Here is a 23812-nt window from a genome sequence, read left to right on the forward strand (position 1 = left end):
GGAGTTCACTTTCGAAAAAAAGTGCCGTTATTCTTTTTCAACATAAAAACAGGCACGCAGACGTTGATTAGTTAATAGCCATACCAGCGCGACGATATCAGCCACCAGCAGCGCCAGCCCGGCACCGTTGACAGGATCTCCTTCCAGCCACAGAACAGGCTGCCAGCATAGCAGCACCAGTTGGGCCAAAATCAGCAATGCGCGCAGCCAGCGCCATAACGAAGGAAACGCAAAACGTCGCCCGCTGAGCAAAAACGCCAGCACTGCCGGAACGCCGGGAAGCAATCCCAGCCAGAAAGAGTCATGATCGGGATAAAACAGATTCAGTAATGTGTTGCCCTGCTCGCGGGAAGATCCCGCAATCACAAACAGCACCCAGGTGCGCGCCTGAAGCAGCAGCACACACCAGAACAAAAAAGGCAGGCGTAAGCGACCATGACCATCATAATCGGCAGGATGGAACTCAGTACTCTTCATCTTCGATCAGACGTTTGCCCAGATTGAGTACATCAGCATGTTCATATCCCAGACGTTCATACATACCCAGCACAACGTCATTATCATCACGCACCATGATTTGAATCTTCGGGCAACCGCGGGCTATGAGTTTTTTCTCCAGACGGTTGAGCAGTGCATTGGCAATGCCGCGCCCCCGAAACTCAGGATGCACGCCAAGGTAATAGGCAGAACCACGATGACCGTCGTAACCTCCCATCACCGTGCCAACCACTTCGCCGTTCACTTCCGCGACCAGAAACAAGCTGACGTCGTGATTTACTTTACGCTCGATGTCCATTTCCGGATCGTTCCATGGACGCAACAAGTCACAGCGCTCCCAGAGGGTGATCACCTCTTCGAAATCTTCCTGGCGAAATACGCGTATTTCCATGGTATTGGTTACCTTTTCAGGACGTTAAAAACCGATTATGGCGCGAACAGCTGATTTAGCCAATATCTGACGCGAAGCAGCGGAAAAAATGGCATAATACTGAACTGTCACGTATTGAAATGAAAAGTAAAACAATTCTTATCCCGATCCGTCGCAACGGACTACGCGATACGATATAACGTCTGGAACCTTTTTTTACAACTCAGGCCGTATGAGCACTTTTAAACCACTAAAAACTCTCACATCGCGCCGCCAGGTGCTGAAAGCCGGGCTGGCCGCCCTGACGCTGTCAGGCATGTCGCAAGCCATCGCTAAAGAAGAAGCGCTAAAAACCAGCAATGGTCACAGCAAACCGAAAGCTAAAAAAGCAGGTGCTAAGCGTGTTGTGGTACTCGATCCGGGACACGGCGGTATTGATACCGGAGCGATTGGACGCAACGGTTCGAAGGAAAAACACGTCGTGCTGGCGATTGCCAAAAACGTACGATCCATCCTGCGCAGTCAGGGGATTGATGCGCGGCTGACCCGTTCCGGCGATACATTTATACCGCTGTACGATCGCGTCGAGATTGCGCACAAACACGGTGCCGATCTGTTTATGTCCATTCACGCCGACGGCTTTACCAATCCCAGTGCCGCTGGTGCATCGGTCTTTGCCCTGTCAAACCGCGGCGCCAGTAGCGCCATGGCAAAGTACCTTTCCGATCGTGAAAACCGCGCCGATGAAGTTGCCGGGAAAAAAGCCACTGATAAAGACCATTTGCTGCAGCAGGTACTGTTCGATCTGGTACAGACCGACACGATAAAAAACAGTCTGACCCTCGGTTCGCATATTCTTAAGAAGATCAAGCCAGTACACCGTCTGCACAGTCGCAGTACGGAACAGGCCGCCTTCGTGGTGCTAAAATCCCCTTCTATTCCTTCGGTGCTGGTCGAGACTTCGTTCATTACCAACCCGGAAGAAGAACGGCTGCTGGGGACGACGGCATTTCGTCAGAAAATCGCCACCGCTATCGCCAATGGCGTCATCAGCTATTTCCACTGGTTTGATAACCAGAAAGCACATTCGAAGAAGCGTTAATCATGAAGCCCGATACGCAGCGCGTAAAACAGTTCCTGCTCAGCTTGCAGGATGATATTTGCCAGCAGCTATCCGCCGTGGACGGTGCTGATTTTGTTGAAGATAGCTGGCAGCGTGAAGCGGGCGGCGGCGGACGCAGTCGGGTATTGCGCAACGGCGGTATTTTTGAACAAGCGGGAGTAAATTTCTCCCACGTTCACGGTGATGCGATGCCTGCTTCAGCTACCGCACATCGACCAGAGCTTGCCGGACGCAGCTTTGAGGCGATGGGGGTGTCGCTGGTTGTGCATCCGCTTAATCCTTACATTCCTACCAGCCATGCCAATGTGCGGTTTTTTATTGCTGAAAAACCAGGGGCAGACCCGGTCTGGTGGTTTGGCGGTGGTTTTGATTTAACGCCCTACTACGGCTACGAAGAAGATGCCGTTCACTGGCATCGCACGGCCTTTGATCTGTGCCAGCCGTTCGGTGATGACGTCTATCCGCGGTATAAAAAGTGGTGTGACGACTACTTCTTCCTGAAGCATCGTAACGAGCAGCGTGGTATTGGCGGACTGTTCTTCGACGATCTCAATACGCCCAACTTCGACCACTGTTTCGACTTTATGCAGGCGGTTGGCAAAGGCTATACCGACGCGTATCTGCCTATTGTGGCGCGTCGTAAGGCGATGAGTTGGGGCGAGCGTGAACGTAATTTCCAGCTTTATCGTCGCGGTCGCTACGTGGAGTTCAATCTGGTGTGGGATCGCGGCACGCTGTTTGGTTTGCAGACCGGTGGGCGCACCGAATCCATCTTGATGTCAATGCCACCGCTGGTGCGTTGGGAGTACGACTGGCAGCCGGAAGCGAACAGCCCGGAAGCTGCCCTTAGCGAGTTTATCCAGGTCCGCGACTGGGTGTAGTTGCCTGATGGCGTTACGCTTGTCAGACCTACAAAACGGCAAAACCCGTAGGCCGGATAAGGCGCGTTAGCGTCGCATCCGGCACGTCACAGGCTCATACCATCACGCCCACTGGCGCATGCGCTGATGCAGCGTCAGTGACGGCTTCTCCGCAAACAACTGCTGGTAATCAGTAGCGAACTGCCCTAAGTGCCAGAATCCCCACTGCATTGCAGCATCTTTTACCGTCGAGCTCTGCGACCACGGGCTGATAAGCTCCCGACGCACGGCATTCAGACGAATGCGCTTCAACCATGCATTCGGCCCGATACCAAGAATCGCGTGAAACGCGTTTTGCAACGTACGGCGGCTCACATGCAACTGATTACACAAATCGAGCACAGTCAGCGGCTCCGACATGTTTTCCAGCACATATTCGCGCGCGCGCGACAGCAGACGACGATAACTCTGATGGCTGATACTCTCGGCGGTTATTATCGGCTGAGCTTCCTCCAGCATCGTGCCCATCGCCAACAGCAGGTTATCACCTAACACTTTGCGCACCGCGGTCTGGCGAAGATCCTCTGGATTCTCGCTGAACGTTGCCAGCGCCTGCTGCACAAATCCCCACAGTGCCGCTTTATGCTGCTCTTTTACTTCCAGCGCTGACTGGTTACGCAGCATATGCAGCACCCGCTCCGGGTTATGCAGGAAGTTAGCCTGACGAGCAATGGCCTCTTCAGATATAACCACACCAAGAATGGTGTAATCGTCTGGCGTACTCAGTTCAAACTCAGTCCCTCCCGGGCGAGTTGCAATCTCAGCACTGCCAAGGCATTGGGTGCCAATAAATCCCTGCTCACCACGCGTAGCCGGAATGCCAAACCAGAATGAATTCGGCCAGACCAGGCATGACTGGCGCAGCGCCAGACCGGTGTATTCACGGAACACCTGAATGTCATCGAGCAGGATTTCCGTGAACTCGCCATGAAATTTACCCGGATGGAGCTGATCGTATATCTGCTGCCAGGCGGTAATAGTCAGGGCGTGCTCATAGACATCTGTTGTTCGCCGCTGGTGAACGTTATCCACCTCTACTATCGGCGTAAGTTTAACGTCTTCGGGTAATGCTTCATGATAAAGATGGTGCAGGTTTGCAGTACGTTTCTTTTTCATGATCTTTTAAGCCGGAAGCTTCATTGAAGCCCCCGGCCCTCCGACAGGTTAATTTTTTAAGCGATAGCGACTACTGCGTTTACGCAACGCTCCGTCAGAAAAGAGCTGTTCCAGCGCATTTCTGGCTTTTTCAAGTGACCAGCCAAAGTGCGCAGCCACTTCCCCTGCCGTCATTCCCTGACGGACCGATGTTAACAGTGCCAGTAATTCATCAGAGGATTCAGTCGCCACAGGAGTTTCCTGTATCTGCTCTGATTTCACTTCAGATTTCACTTCAGGCTTCTGTTCTGGTTTCTTCGGTGCGCGCTTAAAACCGCCAATCAGCCACTGGGTGTCATCGTCCGGCCGCCCTATCTCCTTGCGGCTAATAACACGGCCTGTACGCTGTGCTGCGGCACTGCCGGCATCCAGCGCCGCACGACACGCCGCCAGATCGCCTTCCACCACCAGCGTCAGCCTGCCAGGATCGAGCACTTCGTGGCTTAGCAGACGCACGTTCGCGGCTTTTAGCATGGCATCTGCCGCGTCCACGGCAGCGACCATGCCATCCACTTCCAGTAATCCCAGTGCATTGATCATCACAACCTCTCTTACGCGCGCTGTACCGGATTACGGGCAATATCCAGAACGGCATCGGCAAAGGCGTTACAGGCAGCTTTACAGGCAGCCTGGCTACCGGTCAAAAACGCCGCCGAGTAGTTGGTTTCTGACGGCGGCGGAACGTAGGTCACCAGTTGTACATCGGCAGATTTCAGCGCAGCATCAATACCAAATGTCGCTTCCAGCGGCGGCGCCACCAGATAGGCCATCGGATCGCCAAGCGCGCATCCTGCCGTGGCTGAAAGATACGAACCGGTACGCGAGACCACATGCGCCAGGAACGCGGTGTTTTCTGCATCATTCGCCCACTGGAACGCTGCGCCACTTTCAATGTTAGCGACCATCGCATCCAGACCCGCGCGAACTTCCGCCGGGTTAGGACCACCCAGCATGATCATCACTTCACCGGCCGTCGGTGACGGTCCATGCGCGGCTCCCGCATACAGCGATCGGCCATATACCACTTCAACCATCGCCTGTTTTGTCGCTTCGTCAGCGGCAATATACGCCACGTCATCAGAGTCTGCCGTGATGAGTCCGAGGCTACGTATATGTGGCGGTAATTTAAGTTCACGTGCAAACTCCGCGTTAACGGAGGCAATCACGCGCATCGCGGTGACTGAAGGTCTAATCAAATCTAATGCTGGCATGCTGCCTCCTTAACGGGTCATATTGATGCCGGACGCTTTTTGCTCCAGCATGCGCTTGGCCAAATCCACAATTACCGCAGCCGCTTCAACCGGTGGCGTGCCGCCCTGGTGAATGTTCGAAATACAGGTTCTGTCGGCCTCAACGGTGGTCGCCACACGTGGCGAATAGACGGCGTAGCAGGAAAGACTCTCCGACTGGCCTAAGCCCGGACGTTCACCCACCAGCAGAATCACCGCCTTCGCCCCCAGAAGTTCGCCAATCTGATCTTCAATTTTCACGCGGCCATAGCGTACAAAGAACGGCGTACCCACCTTCAGTCCGGCCTGTTTTAAACCAGACAACAACGGCGGCAGGATCTCTTCATAGTTCGCAGTAATAGCATCTGTAGACAGGCCATCAGAAACGATCACCTGCACATCCGGGTTGGCCACGCACTGCGATTTCAGTGCTTCTATCGCTTCCGCACTCAGACGACGACCCAGGTCCGGGCGAGTCAGGTACAGATTTTTGTCACTGATTTCTGAACGGACTTCCAGCAGCCCTTGTGCTTTCACCCACTCTTCCGGTACCTCTTTCAGCACGGTGTCTTTCGAACGAGAGTGGTCAGCCAGGAAGCGCAGCAGCGCCTGAGTGCGTGGACGTGGACCGGCACGACCGGTGCATACGCGCGCTGCAGTACTACGACGCAGCTCTGTCAACACTTCAGCACGGTGCGGATTTTCAACGCCAATCCACGCTTTGGCTTCCGGTGAACCCAGGTCCATCGCACAGCTTTCCCCCGTCGGTGCGGCACACTGTGTGGTGCTGCATTTCGCTTCCGGTGACGGCGCTTGAGCCTGCGGCTGTGACTCACCCATTGACGCCATTACGCTGCGTACAATTTCTTCAATCTGTTTTTGATCCATCGTGTGTCATCCCCGCGTCATCAGAAGAACAGTGACGGATCGCCCGCCCGTTTGGTCAGGCGACCGTTTGCCATAATGCCCATGTTTTCCAGCCAACGTTCAAACTCCGGCGACGGACGCAAGTTCAGCAACTGGCGCACGGTCGCGGTGTCGTGGAACGCGGTGGTCTGATAGTTGAGCATGATGTCGTCACCGAGCGGCATGCCCATGATGTAGTTGCAGCCAGCGGTGGCGAGCAAAATCATCAGGTTTTCATTGAGGTTCTGGTCAGCGTCAGCATGGTTGGTGTAACAGCAGTCACAACCCATTGAGATGCCGCTCAGTTTACCCATGAAGTGGTCTTCCAGACCGGCGCGAATAATCTGACGGTCATTGTAGAGATACTCCGGCCCGATAAAGCCCACCACGGTGTTCACCAGGAACGGATCGTAGTGACGCGCCAGACCGTAGTTACGCGCTTCCATCGTCACCTGATCGGCACCGAAGTTAGCGCCTGCGGAAAGCGCAGAACCTTGCCCGGTTTCAAAGTACAGGCAGTTTTCACCGGCAATACGGTTGAACTCAGCACCCACTGCGCGTGCCTCATCCAGCATCGCCAACTCGACACCAAACTCTTTCAGCCCTTTTTCGCTACCGCAGATGCTCTGGAAAATCAGTCCGCCCGGCGCGCCGCGACGAATCGCTTCGATCTGGGTAGTGACGTGCGCGAGCACGCAGCCCTGTGTAGGAATATTGAATTTGTCGATCACACCATACACGGTATCGAGCACGCGGCTTAAGTTCTCCACGTCATCTGTCACCGGGTTAACACCGATAACGGCATCGCCCGCACCGAAGGAAAGCCCTTCGTAGATTTGTGCGGCAATACTCTGCACGTCGTCGCGGGTATCGTTCGGCTGCAAACGGCAACTGAAGGTGCCCGGCAGACCGATAGTCGTGTTAGCCTTTTTGATCACCGGCATTTTTTTGCCGCCGTAGATCAGGTCCGCGTTGGAACAAATTTTTGCAACGCCTGCGACCACTTCGGACGTTAACCCTTTGCGCATAAACGCAATGTCATCGACAGAGGTTTCATCACTCAACACGTACTCGCGCAGCTCACTGATGCTCCAGTTTTTGATGCGGTTATAGGCCGTTTCGTTGACGTCATCCTGAATCAGACGCGTGACGCAGTCCTCTTCATAGGAAATCACCGGGTTGTTGCGGATATCCGCTACCGTCATTTCCGACAACACCTGTTTAGCAGCCACGCGCTCCTGCGAGCTTGTCGCGGCCACACCAGCCAGCACATCCCCCGAACGCAGTTCGTTGGCTTTTGCCAGCACCTCTTTTACATCCTTAAACTGATAAACATTGCCGAACAATGTGGTCTTTAGTTTCATAAGTCGTTCCCTCAGGAAGGAAATGCGAGTGATTTCACCGTCACCGGCACAACCGATCCGCCAAAAAGAGGCGTACCAATGTCGATATAGTCACCCGCCCGAACAATCACCTCATCGATGACCGCCAGCGGGTGTTGCTGTAACTGTGGGCGTAACAGCATGCCCAGTGCTTTACCAAAATCCTGCTCGGCTACCACCAGCAGGGGATGCGGATTCGGATAACGTGCGACAAAGGCCAGTAGCGCGTCGATGACCGTTAACAGCGCGGCGTAGCGCACTGGCAGCGACCCGGGCAGCGCAAGGACATAGGCGTCAGTTTTCGGGTCGAGATCGAGCTGCATCAGCGCCTGCTGCCAGGCCGCGACCAGATCAGCTTCATCAACCGGGATAGCCACTGGCAGGTTGCGCAGCGGAAGCGCAACGCCTTCCAGCCAGATGGTGCTGCCTGAAAGCGATAGCGTATGTGCTCCTGCGCCAATGACCGTGGCACGTACTGTTTGCGCCGGGAACTGCACGTTCATCTCACGCAGACGCGGATGTTCATGTAGCGCCGTTGCCAACAGCGGTCCTATGTCAGAAAAACAGAATGGATCGGCAGGCTGGTTGCGGTAGCACTCACCCACCCCACCCGAAAGCGTAATCACCTCTGGCTTAATGCCCACAGGCAATAAACCGGTTTGCATCAACGCCTGAGCCAGCGGCGAAAGTTTGCCGTCAATAACCTCGACGATAAGCGTAGCCATCCGTCGCGCCACCTGAATCAGTTGCGCCGCATTAAGCGAACGGGCATCTGTACCTGCGCCAAAAACATCATCGACAATCATTTGCCCCGGCTGGTGCGCATGAACTACACGCCCCTGGCTATCGGTCTCCAGCAGTCGCCCACCAACATTCAGGCAGGCTGAACCGCTAACTTTTCCGGCGTCGAACAGAACATAGTTAGACGTACCACCGCCGATATCGATATTCAGTACGCTGCACAGTCGCTGCTCAGACAGGGTTTGCGCACCCGCGCCGTGACCGGCAATGACCGATTCAAGATGTGGACCTGCGCTGGCAACCACGAAGTCACCCAGCGACTGGGAGAGCGCCATCACCGCCGGACGGGCATTGCGGGTTTTCGCACTTTCCCCGGTAATAATGATTGCGCCAGAATCAACGCTCTGTGGCTCAATACCTGCTGCCTGATACTGAGCCAGAATCAGCGCCTTAAGTTCGGCCTCTTTTAACCCGCCTTGCTTATCAACGGGGGTAAAGAAGACCGGGCTTTGCCAGCTAATTTCACGTTTGATGAATTCGTAACGCGGCACCTGCGACACTGCCGCACGGTTAACCAGCTCAAGGCGGGAGAAGATCACCTGAGTGGTGGTGGTGCCGATATCGATACCGACGCTCAATAGCTGGCGAGTATTCACGATTGCGCCTCCGCTTTCGTTTCTGTTTCGGCTTCCACTTCTGCCGGAACGTTTTCGTCTTTTGGTACCAGCAGCATAGCCACACCAATCGCCGTTACACCGCCGATCAGCTTGCCGACAATCATTGGGAAGATCATGGCGTTCATGTTTGCGGCAGCGAAACCTAAGTGGTCACCCAGAGCGAAGGCAGCAGAGACGGCGAACGCACAGTTAATCACTTTGCCGCGGGTATCCATGTGCTTCATCATGCCGAACATCGGAATATTGTTCGCCAACGTTGCGACCATGCCACCAGCTGCCATATTGTTGATTTTCAGGAGATTACCAACTCGCATCAGCGGTTTTTCAAACCAACGGGTCAGTAACAGAACCATTGGATAAGCGCCGAGCAGTACGCAGGAGATAGAACCGATAACTTCGATGGCGCGCATCACTTCACCAGGGTTATCGCCAGGCGCCATGAAGATAGGATCGAGACCCGGGATCAGATCCCAGCCGAGCAGGAACTTGATAACCGCAGCGGCCAGCCCGATTGTGATCAATGCCACCAGGAACTTAGCGAAGATCTGGAAGCCGTTGATCATTTTTTCCGGGATGAATTTCAGCCCCAGCGCCACCAGCACGGCAACGATCAGCACCGGAATCATGTTCATCAGGATCAGCGCGAAGGTAAATTCCACCGGCTGTCCGTTGATTTCAACGCCGGAATACATCGCTACCAAACCACCCGCGATACAGCCAATTGGGATCGTGACAATACCAGCCAGCACGCCCAGTGCCAGATAACGACGGTCAGAGGGTTCAATAATCCCCAGTGCTACCGGGATGGAGAAGACCAGCGTCGGCCCCATCATCGCACCCAGAATCAAGCCAGAGTACAACCATGCCGCAACATCACCGCCCGCCAGTTCTTTCGCCAGGAAGAAGCCGCCCATATCACACGCCAGCAGCGTTCCGGCAAACATCGACGGGTTCGCGCCCAACATTTCATACAGCGGAATAATCACCGGCCCGAGCACTTTTGCTAATACCGGCGCCAGCGCAGTCATACCGACCATTGCCAGACCGAGCGCGCCCATCGCCATAAAACCTTCTTCAAACTGACCACCCGATCCCTCGATGCTTTTACCAAACTTACCGAGGTAGCGCGCTGAACCACCGAACTGCGACAGGATCCTGTCCACGGCGGCAATCAGCATAAAGAACATCATGATGTACATGATGATTTCGTTAATTCCCATACCCTTCACTCCCTGTCATTTGTGTATTTATTGTGCCGCCGCATACAACGCGATAATTTCTGCCTGCGTGGCGGTTCGTGGATTGCTGCGAATACAAATATCGTCCATCGCAGCTTGCGCCCATGTGCTGTATTGCTCAGGCTTCGCCCCCACGTCAGCGAGTCGTTTGGTCTGGCCCACTTCGGTAATCAGCTCGATGACAGCGTTGATTGCGTCACGATCGTCTGATTTCTTGTTGGTTAACGCCCTGCCGATATGGCTAAAGCGCTCACGGCAAACCATGCGGTTAAACCCCATTACTGTCGGTAGCAGCATGGCGTTAGCCTGTCCGTGCGGAATGTGCAGCGCCGCGCCCGGCTGGTGAGCCATCGCATGACACAAGCCCAGCCCCGCGCTGGAGAAAGCCATCCCCGCCATACAGGAAGCCAGCAGCATGCTTTCCCGCGCAGCCAGGTCGTGACCGTAGCCCACCGCTTTCGGTAACGATTTGCCAATCATCGCAATCGCGCCAATCGCCAGGCTGTCGGTAAATGGCGTAGCGTTCAGGGCGCTATAAGCCTCAACGGCGTGGGTCAACGCATCGATTCCGGTCATCGCCGTAACATGCGCAGGCACCCCTTCCGTCAATGCGGCATCAAGAATGGCCACATCCGGCATCAGCGTGGCGTGAGCCAGCACTTTTTTCAGTCCAGTCGCGGCGTCAATAATCACCGTGACGTTGGTAGTTTCCGAACCTGTTCCGGCGGTGGTTGGTACGGCAATCAGCGGCAGACGCGGGCGTAACGTGCTGTGTTCCGTCATATCGGCCAGCGTCTGCGTCGGATTAGTCACCAGCAATGCCACCGCTTTGGCGGCATCCAGTACAGAACCGCCACCAAAGGCCACAACGCCATCACACTTTGATTCACGCAGTTGCGCTACCGCCGCGCAAACGTCCGTGATACACGGCTCACCAACCGGGCACGGCCACAACGTCATCGCCACGCCTTTCATCGCCAGGCTACGTTCAAGTCCGGCGGTCATTCCGGCCTGATGCAGAAAGCTATCGACCATCACGAACATATGCGTCAGTCCGCGTATTTGCGCTTCCTGTCCACAGGTGCTGAGCGCCCCAAGTCCACATAACGTGACTGGTGGAACGCTAAATGTTTTTACGCGTTGCAGATTCAGGGTATCGAATGCCTGAAAGAGCGCCGTTTGCAATTCAGCTTGCATAGATTCCCTCCGCTTTTTCTCTCCCACTGTTCGCGATTGCCAGCGGGGTCATAAACAGACTGTGCTGTGGTAAATGCACCTGCAGTTCCGGGAAACGCTTACGGAACAGCTCATCGACACCCGGTTGCATACAGGAACCACCGGCCAGCCATAAATCTGTTACTCCATGCCCTGCAATATGATGAGCGACGATTTCCGCCATCTTTTCGTAGACCGGCTTGACCACCGGCCAGATTTCTTTTCCATTGCTGCGCTTGTACTGCTCGGCTTCTTCAAGCTGAATACGACGATTCCCCGCAAGGGTCAGAGAAATGTGGTGCCCGCCGGTAGCTTCATCGGCGGAATAGGTCACTAAACCCCGCTTCACAATAGCAATACCGGTCGTGCCCCCGCCGATATCCACTACGCCTGCGTTATCCAGTTTCAGCAGATCTGCCACAGCGGTTGGTTCGTCCAGCACATGGCTCACTTCAAGTCCTGCTGATTCCAGCACATTGATGGAAATACGCGGGTCCGTTCCCGGCGGGAACGAGGTTGCCGCATGGGTAAAGCGGCAACCCAGCTGTTGCTCAAGCGTATCGAGATGGCGACGGACAATGGTCACCGCACCGAAGAAATCCCAGACGATGCCGTCACGCACGACATCGGCCCAGTCCAGGCAGACTGCAACCGGCTGTCCGTCACTGTCGACAACCATCGACACCACATCACACGTCCCCAAATCAACACCCAGCCACAGCGGTGAGTCGCTGGCTGTGGGCGTCTGGTTACATAGCGTTGCCGCTTTTTGCAGTCTGGGTGTGAGCCAAAGTTGTTCGTCGTGCGCCATCTCTTTATCTCCTTAGAGCGCTCTTAAACGATGCGGAACGCATCCACCAACACACAGCGACGCAGACGCACAAACGTGCGCGCACTGGTCACCCCTTCCCCGGTCGGCGTAGTAATGGTCATGGTGGTCCAGCCCTCACCGCCAAGTCCGAGACCCGCAATGCACGGTCCATTTTTGACGAAGATGCTGGTATCAATGGCGTTAGCCATACGGTTCATATTGTCGATATTGCGTGAGTGCATCGCCGCCGTATGGTGACAACCACCTTCAAGCGTTACCGCCAGTTCAATGGCCTCATCGACGTTGGCAACCCGCACCACCGGCAGCACCGGCATCATCAGTTCAGTTACGGCAAACGGATGGGTGGCGGAGGTTTCGACGAATAACAAGCGGGTCTGGTCTGGTACATTCAGACCAATTGACGCTGCGATTTTTCCCGCATCACGTCCAACCCAGTCACGGCTAACCGTGCCTTTGCCGCGCTCGTCGACATTTTTCAGCAGCACTGGCTGAAGTTGCTCGGCCTGGGCCGCAGTGAGTTTTACCGCATGCTGGCTTTCCATCAGACGCATCAGTTCGTCGGCAACGCTATCCACCACGATCAGCACTTTTTCGTCGGCGCAGATAATGTTGTTATCAAACGATGCACCTTTGACGATGGACTGCGCGGCGCGTACCAGATCGGCGGTTTCATCAACCACCACCGGCGGGTTACCCGCACCAGCAGCAATCAGGCGTTTATTGGTGTGTTTACGCGCAGCGTCAACCACCGCTTCGCCACCGGTAACGACCAGCAGGCCAATGCCTGGGTACTTGAACAGACGCTGAGCGGTTTCGATATCCGGATTGGCAACGGTAACCAGCAGGTTTGCCGGGCCGCCAGCGGCAACAACCGCCTGGTTAAGCAGAGTTATCGCGCGCTGAGAAACGCCTTTTGCCGCCGGATGTGGCGCAAATACCACGCTGTTGCCTGCGGCAATCAGGCTGATGGCATTATTAATTACGGTTGCTGCCGGGTTGGTGGACGGTGTTACCGAAGCCACCACGCCCCACGGCGCGTTTTCAATCAGCGTTAAACCATTATCGCCGGTCAATACCTGTGGAGAGAGGCATTCCACGCCCGGCGTGCCGCGTGCCTGCGCTACGTTTTTGGCAAATTTATCTTCAACGCGTCCCATGCCGGTTTCAGTGACGGCAAGTTCCGCTAATTCTCTGGCGTGTTTTTCGCCTGCTTCACGAATGGCGTGAATAGCTAACTGGCGCATAGCGACGCTTTTTAACCCCTGCTGGGCCAGTTTTGCTGCCGCCACTGCGTCATCCAGGGAGGCAAAGACGCCCATTTCTTGAACCGCGCTGACGGGCTGACTGCTGTCTTTCATTTTCAGCAGTACCGCTTTCACGACCTGTTCAATATCCTGTTGATTCATGATTTTCTGCCTTATTTATGGAAGATCACCTGACCACCGGCCACCACTTCATCGACAATGCCAATAACACACAGATCGACAGGCGATGATTCGTTGCGGTGCGCCTGACGGGCTGAGCTTCCGCTGACCAACAGCACCCACTCTCCGGTTCCCGCCCCGATGCTGTCGATAGCAACAGCACACTGCCCGTCGGGATTTCCGCAGGCGTCAATCATTTCCACCATCAGCAATTTGTCGTGCGCTAGCCCCTGATGGCGTACGGTACAAACAATTTGTCCTGTGACGATTGCCAGTTTCATACCCGCCTCCGTGGCATATTTCAGGTAAAACCTCCCCCTACCCTCCGCAGAAGGTAATGTGAAAAGGAGAGAGGGTGACGCCAGCTTTTATCAATCATGCAGTGGCGTCACATGGGCTACTTACATGTCGTTGCTGTCGCCTTTAAAGCTGATCGGGAACACTTCTTCCAGATCGCCATGCGGACGCGGGATAACATGTACAGAAACCAGTTCACCAATGCGCTGGGCAGCGGCAGCACCGGCATCCGTTGCGGCTTTACAGGCCGCCACATCGCCACGTACCATTGCGGTAACCAGGCCACCGCCAATCTGCTTCACGCCAACCAGTTTCACGCGTGCCGCTTTAACCATTGCGTCAGAAGCCTCAATCAGTGCAACCAGGCCCCGGGTTTCAATCATTCCTAATGCTTCCATTGTGCTTTCCTCTTAGTAGAAGGGGTCCAGAACGGGACCTAAACAACCAGTGTTTGTGAGGCGCGTTCACGACTCACGTCAGTCTGGCGCGGCACTGCTGCCACCAACGCCAGTTCGATAATTTCCTGTACGCTGCAGCCGCGGGAGAGATCATGGAGCGGTGCGGCAAGCCCCTGAATCAGAGGCCCTACTGCTCGATACCCTCCCAGACGCTGGGCGATTTTGTAACCAATATTGCCTGCCTCAAGCGATGGAAAAACCATCACATTGGCATTGCCCTGCAACGGGCTGGCCGGTGCTTTTTGCGCCGCAACATCCGGTACAAAAGCGGCATCAAACTGCAATTCACCATCAACGGTAAGCTCTGGTGCACGTTCACGAACAATGTCCGTAGCCTGCTGCACGTTAGCAACGTTGGGATGACGGGCACTGCCATTACTTGAAAACGAGAGCATTGCGACGCGCGGCTCTTCGCCGGTAATCGCTTGCCAGGTCTGCGCGCTGGCGATGGCAATATCTGCCAACTGGGCTGCAGTGGGTTGCGGCACGACACTGCAATCAGCAAATCCTAATGACGGTCCGAGATACTGCGGCAGCATCAGGAAAATTGACGACAGCGTTTTACAACCCGGCTGTAATCCGATAATGCGTAACCCCGCACGCAGCACGTTCGCTGTTGACGAGAGGTTGCCCGCAATACAGACGTCGGCTTTACCCGCGCTAACCATTGCGGCAGCGAACATCAGCGGATCGTTGAGTTTCTCAAGCGCATCCGGCGGCGTTTTTTCACCAGCACGCGCCAGCCAGCGCAGCGCAAATTCTTCACGCATTTGCAGGTTGCTTTGCGGGTCGATTACCTGAATGCCATCCATTGCCACGCGGTGGCTGAGAGCAAACTGGCGCAACGCAAACGGACTGGCGACGAGAATGGGATGTGCCAGACCGTGCTGATGCAGGTAATTCGCAGCTTTCAGCACCCGAACATCCAGCGCATCCGGGAACACCACCCGCGCAGGTGAGCGCAAGGCGAGCTGGCGAGCACGTTCAATGATCATTGCTTCTCCCCCAGTCGCTGTTGGATTTGGCTGATACTCAGCGGATGCTTCGCCACGCTCAGGATCATCATCACGTAGACCGTGCTCGACAGGCGGTTCAACGCTTGCAGAATGTCCGGTCGCAGTACTTCAAAACTGCGGGTGATAAATACCTGGGCCGCCACTGTTTCTGTTTCACGGACTTTGGTTCGCAGCAAATTGAGCAGCGCAGCATCACGACCGTGGCTGGCTTCAGGCACCAGATGGTCGTGGTCGAGATAGCGCAGCGGCTGATGCGAAAGCCGGTGCAAATCTTCATCGCTTAAACCAACAATGGCTTGTGCTGCCAGCGGCTCATCCATGGCGTCTGCGCGCATAATGTTGCCCAGACGCGAGCGAATATCCGCCAGCCACGGCTGCCACTGTTCAGACAGTTCAATCTGTAACCACACCGCCAGGCCGATGGTGCTGTCCAGCGCCGCGCGAAATCCCAGGCGCGGGTCACTTTTGGCGACCATCTTGTCCGCCGTCAGATGCGTCAGCGTGTCAGGTTTCTTCGCCACCGGTTGATGACACAGTTCACAACTCGCCAGTGAGTGCGTATCACTGCTGGTTAAACCATGCACCGGTTGCAGTTGCTGTTCTTCGCCATCAATAAACAGGCTTCCCTGCTCGTCGATAAACTTAATCCGCAGATGTCGGCCTTCCAGCAATTCCCGGGCAGATGGCGTCAGGCGAGCGTCAGCGGGGAGATGAATTTCTGCCCCTTCGCTGAGCGTATGATTTGCTCTGAGCCATGCTTCGGTAATGAAATCCTTCATACATCCGCCTTAGCAGGACTGCCAGTTCGCAGGCCATGCCACATACAGGAATTTCACCGTTGATGGCGTACCGAACTCAATGCTGGAGCCTTTCGGAATAAACATCACATCCCCAGCCCTGGCAATCATGGTTTCGCCTTCATGACGAACGTGCAGTTCGCCTTCCAGAATCATGTCGATTTCGTCGTAGTTCAGCGTCCATGGGAAAAAAGCGTTATCCCACTGCATGAAGCCAGCGGCCATGCTGCTTCCGTCCTTGTCGGTCACTAAGTCGGTTAAGCCGACGCAATGCGGCTGTGCGCCATCAAAACGACCAAACTTCACGCTGCTGCCATCAATGACTTTTACGCCGCCTTTGCCAGTAACCGAGGTAAAACTTGGCTGCATTCCGCCCTGCTCCAGCGACTGTTTTTCCTTCATGACTTTGTCCATCAACTGCGCGACCAGGCTTTCGGTAAACTGCCCTTCCGGCAGTTGCGCAATGATGGTCTCGCGAATGCGCTGGCTTTCCGTTTTGCCATCATCCACCGAAGCGGGTGCAGGCGAGGCTGCCGGAGCGGATTCGTCGCATTCAGTGATTGTGACGCCCAGCAGCTCCGCGACTTCGCGAGCCTCTGGGGTGATGATGCTGGCGCGCAGAACAACCGACATTTCCTGTTCGCCGCGTGCGTGGGCCGCACGAATATCATTAGCTGTGATGAGTTTTTTCACCTGCCCTTTCCTCCTTTTGGCTGAGCTCAGTCAGATAATCCACCAGGTGCTGCACGCTGCGCGGGTCATGGCTATTGAGTTCGAAAATCGGCTCCTGGAACCCTATCCCGCGAAGTAGCTGTCGCGTTGCGGCGACGTCGGCATCCGGCATGTCCGTTTTACTGATAACGGCGATTTGTCGTTTACTGGCGCCGATATCCAACAGCCCGGCAGGTAAGCGACTTTCTTGATCATTTGCCGCGTGTATATAAATCAACGTATCAACATCCTGCAGCGTGGTAATTAAGGCGTGATACCAGCGCGGATGGCTAAAATATTCTCCCGGCGTATCGATATCGCCGTTTTCATTAAACTCAACGGCCTGCGTTTTCCTGGCGAGAGAATAATTTCCCTGTAGCGCATTGAAGAGCGTTGTTTTCCCCGCCCCAACCGTACCGACAAAAGCAATACGTTTCATTGCCGCCTCTGATTAACTTTTTGTCAGGTTGCACAAAGTGAAATTTAATAACCGACCCAGACCACTCACCGTCTGCAATAATGCCTCTTCCACCGCGCCTACCGAGCCGTAGATCACCAGTGCGCCGCTAAATCTATCGAGAAAACCGATGTGTACATCTGCGGCCTTCATGGCTAAATCACCGGCAATCATTGCCGTTTCGCCTGGCGTTAAGGTCATAATGCCGATAGCGCCCGCTTCGGGAACGCCGATCTTTTTCGCCAGTTCTTCGCCTGGGTGCGCAATCAGATGCGCCAGCGTGACCTGTTTCCCCGGCACAAATTCCTGAATGATGCGTTCTTTTTCCATTGCTCACCGCCTCTGCTGAAACTGTCCTCATCGTGGCAATTTTTCGTCAGAGTAAATAACAAAATTCGGCAAGGTGGTTTAAAAGGTGAAGTAGATCACTAAGAGAAGAGAAATAAAAATGCCCGTCATACTTCAAATTACAGGTTCGGTGGCTTTCTTACTCATACCAGCCACTTACTTTAGTAAGTTCATGGTATTCGCTGCATCGTCGCCTTTCTGGAATTCGAATTATTTAGAGTATGAAGGCGCGGGAGAAACCCGCGCCGAAAATAATTAAAGTGAAATTACAACGGTTGTGTTTGAGCTTCGACTACTGCCAGCGCCACCATATTAACGATACGACGAACAGAGGCGATTGGAGTTAAAACATGTACCGGTTTAGCTACACCCATCAGCACCGGTCCTACCGTCACGCCTTCAGAGCTGGAAACACGCAGTAAGTTGTAACTAATACGCGCGGCTTCCATATTCGGCATCACCAGAATATTAGCGGAGCCTTTCAGCGGGCTGTCCGGCATCCGGTCATTACGAATACTTTCCACCAGTGCAGCATCGCCGTGCATTTCACCGTCAATCATCAGATCGGGTGCGCGCGATTTAATAAGCTCGAGCGCTTCACGCATTTTGTTGGCCGACGGACAGTTTGACGAACCAAAGTTGGAGTGCGACAGCAGCGCCACTTTCGGTTCAATGCCAAACCGACGCACTGTTTCTGCCGCCATAACTGCAATTTCCGCCAGTTGCTCCGGCGTCGGGTCATCGTTGACGTACGTATCAGCGATAAAGGTGTTACCGCTTGGCAACAGCAGCGCGTTCATTGCACCTGCCGTATGAACACCTTCACGGTGACCAAACACCGCTTTCACCACGCTGAAATGCTCGTGATAGTCGCCGATTGTTCCGCAAATCATCGCATCCGCTTCACCGCGTTGCACCATGATCGCGCCGATCACCGTAGTGTTGGCGATCACCGCACGTTGCGCCTGCTCCTGAGTAATTCCACGACGCTTCATGATCTGGTAATACTCACTCCAGTACTCTTTAAAGCGCGGATCGGATTCATTATTGACGATCTCAAAATCGACACCCGCTTTGATCTGCAGTCCTAACTTCTGGATACGCATTTCGATCACGCTCGGACGACCGATCAGGATCGGCTTCGCCAGACCTAAAGTGATCAGTTCTTGCGTTGCATGCAGAACACGAGCCTCTTCCCCTTCGGTCAGCACAACGCGCTTCGGCGCTTTGCGTGCCAGAGAGAAAATCGGCTTCATAAACAGGTTGGTTTTGTAGACAAACTCGGTCAGCTTATCGATATAAGCGTCAAAGTCGGCAATCGGGCGCGTTGCGACACCAGAATCCATCGCCGCCTTCGCCACCGCCGGTGCGATCTTGACGATCAAACGCGGGTCGAACGGTTTAGGAATAATGTATTCCGGGCCAAAGCTCAAATCCTGATCGCCATAGGCGGAAGCCACCACTTCGCTCTGCTCGGCATGCGCCAGTTCAGCAATGGCATGTACAGCGGCCAGCTTCATCTCTTCGTTGATGGCGGTAGCCCCGACGTCCAGCGCACCGCGGAAGATGAACGGGAAGCACAGTACGTTGTTGACCTGGTTCGGGTAGTCGGAGCGACCGGTGCAAATGATGGCGTCGGAACGCACCTCTTTTGCCAGTGGTGGCAGAATTTCCGGTTCCGGGTTTGCCAGCGCAAGGATCATTGGCGCACGCGCCATCTTCTTGACCATCTCCTGCGTCAGCACTTTCGGGCCGGAGCATCCGAGGAAAATGTCTGCGCCGTCAATCACATCATCAAGAGTACGCTTACCGTCATCCACCACCGCGTAAGCTGCTTTGGTTTCCGCCATATTCGGTTCGCGATCTTTATAAATCACACCTTTGGAGTCGCAGACCACGATGTTGTGCTTCTGCATACCCAGCGCAACCAACAGGTTCATACAGGCAATCGCCGCGGCACCTGCGCCAGACACCACCATGCGCACATCAGAGATATTCTTTTCCACCACCCGCAGGCCGTTCAGGATGGCTGCAGTGCTGATGATCGCCGTTCCGTGCTGATCGTCATGGAACACCGGAATATTCATGCGTTCACGCAACTTTTGCTCAATGTAAAAACACTCTGGTGCTTTGATGTCTTCGAGGTTGATGCCGCCAAACGTCGGTTCAAGGGCTGCCACCACGTTGATAAATTTGTCCGGGTCGAGTTCATCGACTTCAATGTCGAACACGTCAATTCCGGCAAATTTCTTAAAGAGAACGCCTTTACCTTCCATCACTGGTTTGCCAGCCAGCGCACCAATATTGCCCAGCCCCAGTACCGCAGTACCGTTGGAGATAACCGCGACCAGGTTGCCGCGCGCGGTATATTTGTAGGCCGCTAGCGGATCCTTTTCAATCTCCAGACACGGAGCTGCAACACCTGGCGAGTAGGCCAGCGCAAGATCACGTTGGGTGGCAAGAGGTTTGGTCGGAGAAACCTGAATTTTACCTGGTACTGGAAATTGGTGGAAATCGAGGGCGCTTTGTTTTAACTGGTCATCCATCTTGTTGTTCCTTTCACGTATCGATCAAAAAAGTGGCGCAGGTAACCCTTCTATACCCTAAATAATTCGAGTTGCATGAAGGCGGCAAGGGAGTGAATCCCCAGGAGCATAGCGAACTATGTGACTGGGGTAAGCGAGCGTAGCCAACGCACATGCAACTTGAAGTATGACGGGTATATTGAGCCGCACATTATCGCCTCAGTCAGCGGCATAAACTTTGAAGGTCGCCAAACTCTCACTACTCAAAGAAAGAATTTGTTATCAATTTATAACAACCATGTTACCTGCTTAAACCAGCAATACCATGCTTGTCTGCTATGCTTTTTGCGTATTCGCCCGCAATTTTCCCAAAAGTGTGAATTAACACACGCATCTAACGCTTTACTTTTCAAGGAGTATTTCCTATGACCCGTAAAGAGCTTGCCAATGCCATTCGTGCGCTGAGTATGGATGCCGTCCAAAAAGCTAACTCTGGCCATCCCGGCGCGCCGATGGGTATGGCCGATATTGCCGAAGTACTGTGGAACGATTTTCTCCGACATAACCCAACCGATCCCACCTGGTACGATCGTGACCGATTTATCCTGTCGAATGGCCACGCCTCAATGCTGCTTTACAGCCTGCTGCATCTTTCCGGCTATGACCTGCCGTTAGAGGAGTTGAAAAACTTCCGACAACTGCACTCAAAGACACCAGGGCACCCGGAAATTGGCTATACGCCGGGCGTGGAAACGACCACCGGACCGTTGGGTCAGGGATTAGCAAACGCGGTCGGGATGGCGATAGCCGAGCGTACGCTGGCGGCACAGTTTAATCAGCCGGATCATGAGATTGTCAGCCACTTCACCTGGGTTTTTATGGGTGACGGTTGCCTGATGGAGGGGATTTCTCATGAGGTGTGTTCACTGGCGGGAACGCTGGGACTTGGCAAGCTGATTGGCTTTTACGATCACAACGGTATTTCTATTGATGGTGAAACCAAAGGTTGGTTTACCGATGATACTGCAAAGCGCTTCGAAGCATATCACTGGCATGTCATACACGAGATAGACGGTCACGATCCTGAGGCGGTGAAGAAAGCCATTCAGGAAGCACAAAGCGTAACCGATAAGCCGTCACTAATAATCTGTCGGACTATCATTGGCTTTGGCTCACCGAATAAGGCCGGAAAAGAAGAAGCACACGGCGCAGCACTGGGGGAAGAAGAAGTTGCGCTGACCCGTCAGAAGCTGGGCTGGCATCATCCTGCTTTTGAGATCCCTAAAGAGATTTACCGGGCCTGGGACGCGCGCGAAAAAGGTGAAAAAGCACAGCAGAGCTGGAACGAGAAATTCGCCGCCTATCAACAAGCCCACCCGGAACTGGCCGCAGAGTTTACCCGCCGGATGAGTGGCGGGCTGCCAAAAGAGTGGGAAAAAACCACTCAGAAATACATCGCGGAATTGCAGGCTAACCCGGCCAAAATCGCAACCCGGAAGGCGTCGCAAAATACCCTGAATACTTACGGCCCGATGTTGCCTGAACTGCTTGGCGGTTCAGCAGATCTGGCCCCCAGCAATTTGACCATCTGGAAAGGTTCGACATCCCTGAAAGACGATCCAGCCGGGAACTACATTCACTACGGCGTGCGCGAATTTGGTATGACCGCCATTGCCAACGGTATTGCCCACCACGGTGGTTTTGTCCCATATACCGCGACCTTCCTGATGTTCGTTGAATATGCCCGTAATGCGGCACGAATGGCTGCGCTGATGAAAGCGCGGCAAATCATGGTCTATACCCATGACTCCATTGGGCTGGGGGAAGATGGTCCCACCCATCAGGCCGTCGAGCAGCTTGCCAGTCTGCGCCTGACGCCTAATTTCAGCACCTGGCGTCCATGCGATCAGGTTGAGGCGGCAGTCGGCTGGAAACTGGCGGTAGAGCGCCATGATGGCCCAACGGCGCTAATCCTCTCCAGGCAGAATCTGGCACAGGTTGAACGTACCCCGGAACAGGTAAAAGAAATTGCCCGCGGTGGCTACATACTGAAAGACAGCGGCGGTAAACCGGATGTGATCCTGATTGCCACCGGTTCAGAAATGGAAATTACGCTACTGGCAGCAGAAAAACTGACGGGAGAAGGCCGTAACGTTCGTGTCGTCTCCCTTCCCTCAACAGATATTTTCGACGCCCAGGATGAGGCGTACCGGGAATCAGTCCTGCCTGCAAGCGTGAGCGCGCGCGTGGCGGTGGAAGCAGGAATTGCGGATTACTGGTACAAGTATGTCGGTCTGAAAGGTGCGATTGTCGGCATGAGCGGCTACGGAGAATCTGCGCCGGCGGACAAGTTATTCCCCTTCTTCGGCTTTACGGTCGATAACATTGTCGAAAAGGCGCACCGCGTACTTAACGTGTGATCCACAGCGTGGGCCAGGCATCAGGTCCATGCCAGTTATCACAGCTGGGCTCCTGCGCATAGCGCACCAGACGAAAACGCTGGCCGTCAAAACGCCAGCGCGTCTGGATCCCACAGTCCGACATTCCACGTCCCTTAGCGAGAGTGACCAGTTCGCGCGATTTTTCATCAAAAACAGCGTTCGTCAGCTCCATATCGTTACTTTCAGCGTCCGTCCTGAAAGGCAAATTCAGACGTACCGCGCGCGAACTCAGCGGCTTTGTACGCGAAACAATCCATGCCAGATCGATAGTGTTATATGCACCCGCTTCACAGCCGATCATCAGCAGAGCTTTGTCATCGGTTAATGCCGAAACCCGCACTTCACGGCGCATAGGGTCGAGCGAACAGCGGATACCGTTTATCCGCCAGTTCCCGTAATCCAGCAGTTCACTGCGCTCTTGTTGAGAAAGCGGTGTTGGTGTTGGGTTGACGACGGCTACCCCTTTCAGGGCCGGAGCTGGAGGTACGCTAAGCGGCGGCTCGTTACCCTTTTCGATCCAGGCAGTTTCACTTCCAACGCGTTTTTGCTGGGCGTCAATAAACAACAGCGCGGCTTTCAGCCCTGCCAGCGAAATGGTTTGCACGCCTTTTTGCAGAGTAATCGCCTGGGCGTTCTGAACTGTCTGTAAAAAGGCGCTAATGGTGGCAGGATCATCGGTCATGAGTTGCCAGGGGGAAATGCGCCAGTGTTCGCCAGTCAGCGGTAGCGGTTGGCCGTCCATCAGCAGGCGTGGCGCAATATCAGCTTCTTTGGCATCAGGGGTATCCAGACCGCCCAGCTCAATACGCAAAACCGCATCGGTATGCGCTCCGGCACTCCGACTGAGGGTCATCACCAGGCCATGATGTTCACCGGTGTTTCGCGCCACGCAAAAATTCTGGTTATTGCAGGTTACCTGCCAGTCGGAAAATACCTGCTGTGCAGGTGCCGCCCACAGAAAGTGGGCCGGTAGCAGACCAAGCAGAAAGATGAAAATAACGCGATAGCGCATGGACGGTACAACCCCGAAATCAAAACAGACAGCCTAATCG

24 protein-coding genes are annotated in these 23812 nt (G+C 54.5%); 3 read left to right on the forward strand and 21 right to left on the reverse strand.

Features of this window, described 5'->3' with window-relative positions:
• Positions 1-27: 27 nt before the first annotated feature.
• Both AACS05_RS17005 and AACS05_RS17010 read right to left on the reverse strand, forming a co-directional pair.
• Positions 28-477, reverse strand: a complete 450-nt coding sequence (locus tag AACS05_RS17005) for a DUF2919 domain-containing protein (RefSeq protein WP_045445948.1) — start codon at positions 475-477, stop codon at positions 28-30.
• Positions 464-889 carry a GNAT family acetyltransferase gene (locus AACS05_RS17010; RefSeq protein ID WP_045445951.1) on the reverse strand — a complete coding sequence of 142 codons (426 nt, stop codon included), beginning with the start codon at positions 887-889 and terminating at the stop codon, positions 464-466. The genes AACS05_RS17005 and AACS05_RS17010 overlap by 14 nt, the downstream gene beginning before the upstream one ends.
• 211 nt (positions 890-1100) lie before the next feature.
• Here AACS05_RS17010 and amiA point away from each other — a divergent pair, with 211 nt between their 5' ends.
• Both amiA and hemF read left to right on the forward strand, forming a co-directional pair.
• Entirely contained in the window at positions 1101-1970 is an 870-nt protein-coding gene (gene amiA / locus AACS05_RS17015; RefSeq protein WP_045445954.1) for an N-acetylmuramoyl-L-alanine amidase AmiA, read from the forward strand.
• A 2-nt stretch (positions 1971-1972) separates the two neighbouring features.
• Positions 1973-2872 (forward strand): oxygen-dependent coproporphyrinogen oxidase, encoded by a 900-nt coding sequence (hemF, locus tag AACS05_RS17020; protein ID WP_045445957.1) that lies wholly within the window; start codon positions 1973-1975, stop codon positions 2870-2872.
• Positions 2873-2974: 102 nt separating this feature from the next.
• Here the strand turns inward: hemF and eutR are convergent, their stop codons facing one another.
• The 18 genes from eutR to maeB form a co-directional block, all read right to left on the reverse strand.
• The gene (eutR, locus tag AACS05_RS17025; protein ID WP_045445960.1) at positions 2975-4027 is read right to left on the reverse strand and encodes an HTH-type transcriptional regulator EutR; all 1053 of its coding nucleotides are present in this window, start codon (positions 4025-4027) and stop codon (positions 2975-2977) included.
• 48 nt (positions 4028-4075) lie between these two features.
• On the reverse strand, positions 4076-4606 hold the full coding sequence (gene eutK, locus AACS05_RS17030) for an ethanolamine utilization microcompartment protein EutK (RefSeq protein ID WP_045445965.1): 531 nt from the start codon (positions 4604-4606) through the stop codon (positions 4076-4078).
• Positions 4607-4617: 11 nt separating this feature from the next.
• Positions 4618-5277 carry an ethanolamine utilization microcompartment protein EutL gene (gene eutL, locus AACS05_RS17035; protein ID WP_045445968.1) on the reverse strand — a complete coding sequence of 220 codons (660 nt, stop codon included), beginning with the start codon at positions 5275-5277 and terminating at the stop codon, positions 4618-4620.
• 9 nt (positions 5278-5286) lie between these two features.
• Positions 5287-6183, reverse strand: coding sequence for an ethanolamine ammonia-lyase subunit EutC (gene eutC / locus AACS05_RS17040; protein ID WP_045445972.1), 897 nt, complete (start codon positions 6181-6183; stop codon positions 5287-5289).
• 20 nt (positions 6184-6203) lie between these two features.
• A complete protein-coding gene (gene eutB / locus AACS05_RS17045; protein WP_045445975.1) occupies positions 6204-7565 on the reverse strand; it encodes an ethanolamine ammonia-lyase subunit alpha in 1362 nt (453 codons plus the stop codon).
• Between the two features lie 11 nt (positions 7566-7576).
• Positions 7577-8980, reverse strand: coding sequence for an ethanolamine ammonia-lyase reactivating factor EutA (eutA, locus tag AACS05_RS17050; RefSeq protein WP_045445978.1), 1404 nt, complete (start codon positions 8978-8980; stop codon positions 7577-7579).
• The gene (eutH, locus tag AACS05_RS17055; RefSeq protein ID WP_045445981.1) at positions 8977-10221 is read right to left on the reverse strand and encodes an ethanolamine utilization protein EutH; all 1245 of its coding nucleotides are present in this window, start codon (positions 10219-10221) and stop codon (positions 8977-8979) included. The genes eutA and eutH overlap by 4 nt, the downstream gene beginning before the upstream one ends.
• A 27-nt stretch (positions 10222-10248) precedes the next feature.
• Positions 10249-11436, reverse strand: a complete 1188-nt coding sequence (eutG, locus tag AACS05_RS17060) for an ethanolamine utilization ethanol dehydrogenase EutG (protein WP_045445984.1) — start codon at positions 11434-11436, stop codon at positions 10249-10251.
• The gene (eutJ, locus tag AACS05_RS17065) at positions 11426-12265 is read right to left on the reverse strand and encodes an ethanolamine utilization protein EutJ (protein ID WP_045445987.1); all 840 of its coding nucleotides are present in this window, start codon (positions 12263-12265) and stop codon (positions 11426-11428) included. Before eutJ ends, eutG begins: the two co-directional genes overlap by 11 nt.
• A 23-nt stretch (positions 12266-12288) precedes the next feature.
• Entirely contained in the window at positions 12289-13692 is a 1404-nt protein-coding gene (locus AACS05_RS17070; RefSeq protein WP_045445990.1) for an aldehyde dehydrogenase family protein, read from the reverse strand.
• An 11-nt stretch (positions 13693-13703) separates the two neighbouring features.
• The gene (eutN, locus tag AACS05_RS17075) at positions 13704-13991 is read right to left on the reverse strand and encodes an ethanolamine utilization microcompartment protein EutN (protein WP_016153954.1); all 288 of its coding nucleotides are present in this window, start codon (positions 13989-13991) and stop codon (positions 13704-13706) included.
• A gap of 120 nt (positions 13992-14111) precedes the next feature.
• The gene (gene eutM, locus AACS05_RS17080) at positions 14112-14405 is read right to left on the reverse strand and encodes an ethanolamine utilization microcompartment protein EutM (RefSeq protein WP_003835054.1); all 294 of its coding nucleotides are present in this window, start codon (positions 14403-14405) and stop codon (positions 14112-14114) included.
• Between the two features lie 38 nt (positions 14406-14443).
• Positions 14444-15460 (reverse strand): phosphate acetyltransferase, encoded by a 1017-nt coding sequence (pta, locus tag AACS05_RS17085; RefSeq protein WP_045445998.1) that lies wholly within the window; start codon positions 15458-15460, stop codon positions 14444-14446.
• A complete protein-coding gene (gene eutT, locus AACS05_RS17090; protein WP_045446002.1) occupies positions 15457-16260 on the reverse strand; it encodes an ethanolamine utilization cob(I)yrinic acid a,c-diamide adenosyltransferase EutT in 804 nt (267 codons plus the stop codon). The genes pta and eutT overlap by 4 nt, the downstream gene beginning before the upstream one ends.
• 9 nt (positions 16261-16269) lie before the next feature.
• A complete protein-coding gene (gene eutQ / locus AACS05_RS17095; protein WP_045446004.1) occupies positions 16270-16971 on the reverse strand; it encodes an ethanolamine utilization acetate kinase EutQ in 702 nt (233 codons plus the stop codon).
• On the reverse strand, positions 16949-17428 hold the full coding sequence (eutP, locus tag AACS05_RS17100) for an ethanolamine utilization acetate kinase EutP (protein ID WP_045446006.1): 480 nt from the start codon (positions 17426-17428) through the stop codon (positions 16949-16951). Before eutP ends, eutQ begins: the two co-directional genes overlap by 23 nt.
• 12 nt (positions 17429-17440) lie before the next feature.
• Positions 17441-17776 (reverse strand): ethanolamine utilization microcompartment protein EutS, encoded by a 336-nt coding sequence (eutS, locus tag AACS05_RS17105; protein WP_003037995.1) that lies wholly within the window; start codon positions 17774-17776, stop codon positions 17441-17443.
• Positions 17777-18060: 284 nt separating this feature from the next.
• Complete coding sequence (gene maeB / locus AACS05_RS17110) at positions 18061-20340, reverse strand: NADP-dependent oxaloacetate-decarboxylating malate dehydrogenase (protein ID WP_045446009.1); 2280 nt, start codon at positions 20338-20340, stop codon at positions 18061-18063.
• A 404-nt stretch (positions 20341-20744) separates the two neighbouring features.
• On the opposite strand from maeB, the gene tkt reads away from it, so the two are divergent.
• Positions 20745-22739 carry a transketolase gene (tkt, locus tag AACS05_RS17115; protein WP_045446011.1) on the forward strand — a complete coding sequence of 665 codons (1995 nt, stop codon included), beginning with the start codon at positions 20745-20747 and terminating at the stop codon, positions 22737-22739.
• Here tkt and AACS05_RS17120 read toward each other — a convergent pair.
• Positions 22729-23772 carry a DUF1176 domain-containing protein gene (locus AACS05_RS17120; protein WP_045446013.1) on the reverse strand — a complete coding sequence of 348 codons (1044 nt, stop codon included), beginning with the start codon at positions 23770-23772 and terminating at the stop codon, positions 22729-22731. The genes tkt and AACS05_RS17120 overlap by 11 nt on opposite strands.
• Between the last annotated feature and the right edge of the window lie 40 nt (positions 23773-23812).

Origin of the sequence: Citrobacter sp. S-77, assembly GCF_963864895.1 — a bacterium.
Classification (GTDB): Bacteria; Pseudomonadota; Gammaproteobacteria; order Enterobacterales; family Enterobacteriaceae; genus Citrobacter; species Citrobacter murliniae.